General features: G+C 63.1%; 2 protein-coding genes and 1 pseudogene. 2 read left to right on the plus strand and 1 reads right to left on the minus strand.

All coding sequences use genetic code 11. The annotated features are described in order from the left end of the window. Nucleotides 1-1,047: 1,047 nt before the first annotated feature. Nucleotides 1,048-1,422 carry a helix-turn-helix domain-containing protein gene (locus WA702_RS26975; protein WP_425113595.1) on the minus strand — a complete coding sequence of 125 codons (375 nt, stop codon included), beginning with the start codon at nt 1,420-1,422 and terminating at the stop codon, nt 1,048-1,050. 251 nt (nt 1,423-1,673) lie between these two features. On the opposite strand from WA702_RS26975, the gene murJ reads away from it, so the two are divergent. Beyond that, nucleotides 1,674-3,203 carry a murein biosynthesis integral membrane protein MurJ gene (murJ, locus tag WA702_RS26980; RefSeq protein WP_425113596.1) on the plus strand — a complete coding sequence of 510 codons (1,530 nt, stop codon included), beginning with the start codon at nt 1,674-1,676 and terminating at the stop codon, nt 3,201-3,203. Nucleotides 3,204-3,273: 70 nt separating this feature from the next. Then, nucleotides 3,274-3,783: pseudogene (locus tag WA702_RS26985) on the plus strand (xanthine dehydrogenase family protein molybdopterin-binding subunit); the annotation flags it as partial.

Here is a 3,783-nt window from a genome sequence, read left to right on the forward strand (position 1 = left end):
CCCTGCAATAACGGTGGTGAGACATGAGTTCTCCTTCTCGCGGCGCCCTTTTCGCGTCCGAGGTTTGCCGTTGGACCTGCCCTCTTCAAGCAGAGGGCACGGGGAATGCCGGGAGCTGGCCGCCCCCATGGCCCGCCTGCGAAAAAAATGCAGGCGGCAGGTACCACAGGTTCAGCCGAGACATCCCGGCATTCCCCGCGCGATGGCTTTAACGGCTGCTTCGCGTTCTCCCCGGTGCGCCGGGCTTTCTGGCCACCGTGTGCGCATGATGCTTTCGCATCAGCGCGGATACCAGCGTCGGGGTATCAGGACCACGCGACTTGACCGTGCGCATCAATGCTGTTCGTCGGCGCGGACAAGCCACGCTGCAACATCGACACGCCCACCGCATCCCGCCTCAACGTTCGTGACGACCGCGAAGCGCCCCTCTTATCGAGACGGGACGGCGACAATCAATCACAATTTCTGATAAAAAGAAAGAGGAATATTCTTCCGGAACGGGCTGGATAGCGGGATGCGCTTGAATCGGCACGGGAAATGAGTTTTTTAGCGCAGGTGAGTTGGGCTACGATCGTCGTGGCGCGTAGGCAGATCGCATTCATGCGCCGGTAACTTGGCGCGGGCGTCCCGGAAGTCGGCGATTGCGACTCATTAGGACCAATCCGCCTGGCGTGCCACGAACTGGCACACGAATCCTGTTGAGCTCACATCTGCTCTTTCCGCTGTGCCCGCCAGAGCAAGCAGTACGACCAAATAAGTATCGCCAACGAAATGCAACCGCAGATCAAGCTGATGTGTCTGTTGCTCTGCCAAGTCTCGACCCAGATGATGTCCCCATTTGGATTTGCCAAGATGCTGGCTACTTTGGCGAAGTGTGCTGGCGTCGATATCACAAGGTAGCTCCACGCCGAAACAGCGCATCCGATGGCAGAAAGCGCCATGAACACTACAGAAGCGCGCATCAATTCATATCTTCTATCGTTGAATGGCTCATCGTATCTCTGAAAGACGTTGCCGACCTCAGCCCCCCGGGAGACGGGAGCCGTTTCAGATCAGGTCATCGACCGTGATCCGCAGCGCGTCGGCGATCTTTTTCAAGGTTGCGGCGGTGCCCGGCTTTTGGCCGCTCTCGATCTCGGACAGGAAACCTTGCGCGACGCCTGTGGCCGTGGCGAGTGCGGCTTGTGTCATGCTGCGCTTTTTACGCCAGAAGGCGAGCGGCGTCTTGGCAGCTAACATCTCTTTCACCTCGGCGTGAGTCAGCGGTTCCTCCGTGCCGGCGTCGATCTCGCGGCGAGAGTGCTCCGCAATCTCGCTGTCTCGCAAATCTTCTGCGGCCTCGATGAGGCGCTCATATTCGGCGACCGACAGCAGGACCATTTCCTCGCCGTTCGGCGATGTAATTCTCCGCACCTTGTTCATGGGGTCGCCTTTCAATCGTAGATGCCGCCACGTGGTCCGATGCCGTGAATAGTCATCGTGTCCTCGGCTTCTGAGAAGACAATCCGGAAATCGCCGATGCGCATAGTGCACACGTTGGGGCCGTTCTTGTCATGTTCTTACAGCGAGTGGAGGGCTAGGACTAGGCTCGCCGAGGCGCAGCGCTCCATTCACAAGAGCAAGGCAAACGTTCTCCGCTTCAACATTTACCGTCCATGCTCTAGAAGCCTCCCATGCTCGGACGCATCTTCACTGTCGGCGGCTATACGCTGCTGTCTCGGCTCACCGGCTTTGCCCGCGACATCATGCTGGCGGCGATCCTGGGCGCCGGCCCGGTGGCCGACGCCTTCTTCATCGCCTTCCGCCTGCCCAATCATTTCCGCGCCATCTTCGCCGAGGGCGCGTTCAACGCCGCCTTCGTGCCGGCTTATGCCCATGTCCATGGCGAGAAGGGGCAGGCGTCGGCAAGCCTGTTCGCCGACCGCGTCTTCACCTTACTGCTGGCCTCGCAGGTGCTGCTGCTGATCCTGGCCTGGCTGTTCATGCCGCAGGTGATGAGCGTGCTGGCGCCGGGGTTCACCGACGAGCCGGCGCAGCGGGGACTGGCCATCGATCTCACCCGCATCACCTTCCCCTATCTGCTGCTGATCACGCTGGTGACGCTCTATGGCGGCATGCTCAACGTGATGCAGCGCTTTGCCAGCGCCGCGGCCGCCTCGATTTTCCTCAACATCGCGATGATGGCGACCCTGGCGTTCGCGGTGTTCTTCCCGACCCCAGGCCATGCCGCCGCCTGGGGCGTGCTGATCTCCGGCTTCCTGCAATATTTCCTGCTCGCCGGCGATCTCGCCCGCCATGGCGGTCTGCCGCGTTTTGCGCCGCTCAGGCTAGATGAGGATATCCGCGCCTTCTTCGGCGCGCTGGGGCCAGCGACCCTGGGCTCGATGGGGACGCAGGTCGCGATGTTCGCCGACACCATTATCGCGACCTTCCTCCCCGCCGGCGCGATCTCGGCGCTATATTACGCCGACCGGCTCAACCAACTGCCGATTGGCGTCATCGGCATCGCGGTCGGCACGGTGCTGCTGCCGGAGATGTCGCGCCGGCTGACCGCGAACGACCACGCCGGCGCCATGGAGCAGCAGCGCCGCGCCTTCGATTTCACGCTGCTGTTCTCGGTGCCGTTCGTCGCGGCCTTCGTCGCGGTGCCCGACGTGATCACCCGGGCGATGTTCGCCCGCGGCGCCTTCACCCGCGGTGATGCGGCGGCGGCCGGGGCGACGCTTGCGGCCTACGCCGTCGGCCTGATTCCGTTCGTGCTGATCCGCAGCGCGGTCTCGACCTTCTATGCCCGCAAGGATACCGCGACGCCGGTCAAGGCGTCCCTGACCGGGCTTGCCGTCAATGTCGTCCTGAAGTTGCTGCTGATGGGCTCGCTGGCGCAGGTCGGCTTGGCGCTGGCCACCGCCGTCGGTGCCTGGATCAACCTGCTGCTGGTGCTGGGTTTCGCCGCCGCCAAGGGCTATATCGAGTTCAACAGTGCGTTCAGGGCGTCGCTGCTCAAATATGCGATCACCGGGCTGGCGCTGGCGACCGTGCTCTGGCTCACCGCGCGTTTCGCCCTGACGCAATTTGCCGGTCTCGGCGGCCTCCGCGACGAGGCGGTGCTGGCGGTGCTGATCGTGGTCGGCGCGATCGTCTATGCGGCTGCCATTCTCGGCCTGTTCGGGCCGCGGTGGCTCAGGTCGCTGGTGCGGCGCTAAACCCTTTGCCTGCTTCTGCATTTCGCTGCAATATGCACCCAATCGGGCAACAAGCGGGAAGTGAAACGAGATGGCAGCTCCAATCAAGTTCGGCGTCGGTCAAAGCGTGCTCCGGAAAGAGGATGATGCGCTGATCCGCGGCAAGGGCCGCTACACCGACGATCTCGCGCCATCGGCCTCGCTCCACGCCCTGGTGCTGCGCTCGCCGCATGCGCATGCCAGGTTCACCATCGACGCAACTGAAGCGCGCCTGCTGCCCGGTGTGTCGCTGATTCTCACGGCCGAAGACGTCGCCGATCTCGGCGGCCTGCCGTGCCTGTTCAATCTGGAGACGGATCCGTTCACGGCGCCGCCATATCCGATCCTGGCCAGGGACGAGGTGCGGCATGTCGGCGATGCCGTGGCCTTCGTGGTGGCGGATACGCTCGACCACGCCCGCGATGCGCTGGAGGCGATCAAGGTCGAATGGACCACGCTGCCGGCGGTGACCGGCGTCGCCAATGCGGTCAAGCCGGATGCGCCGCAGGTCTGGCCCGACCACAAGGGCAACGTGCTGTTCGACGTCGCGATCGGCGACAAG

Origin of the sequence: Bradyrhizobium sp., assembly GCF_049798375.1 — a bacterium.
Taxonomy (GTDB): Bacteria; Pseudomonadota; Alphaproteobacteria; order Rhizobiales; family Xanthobacteraceae; genus Bradyrhizobium.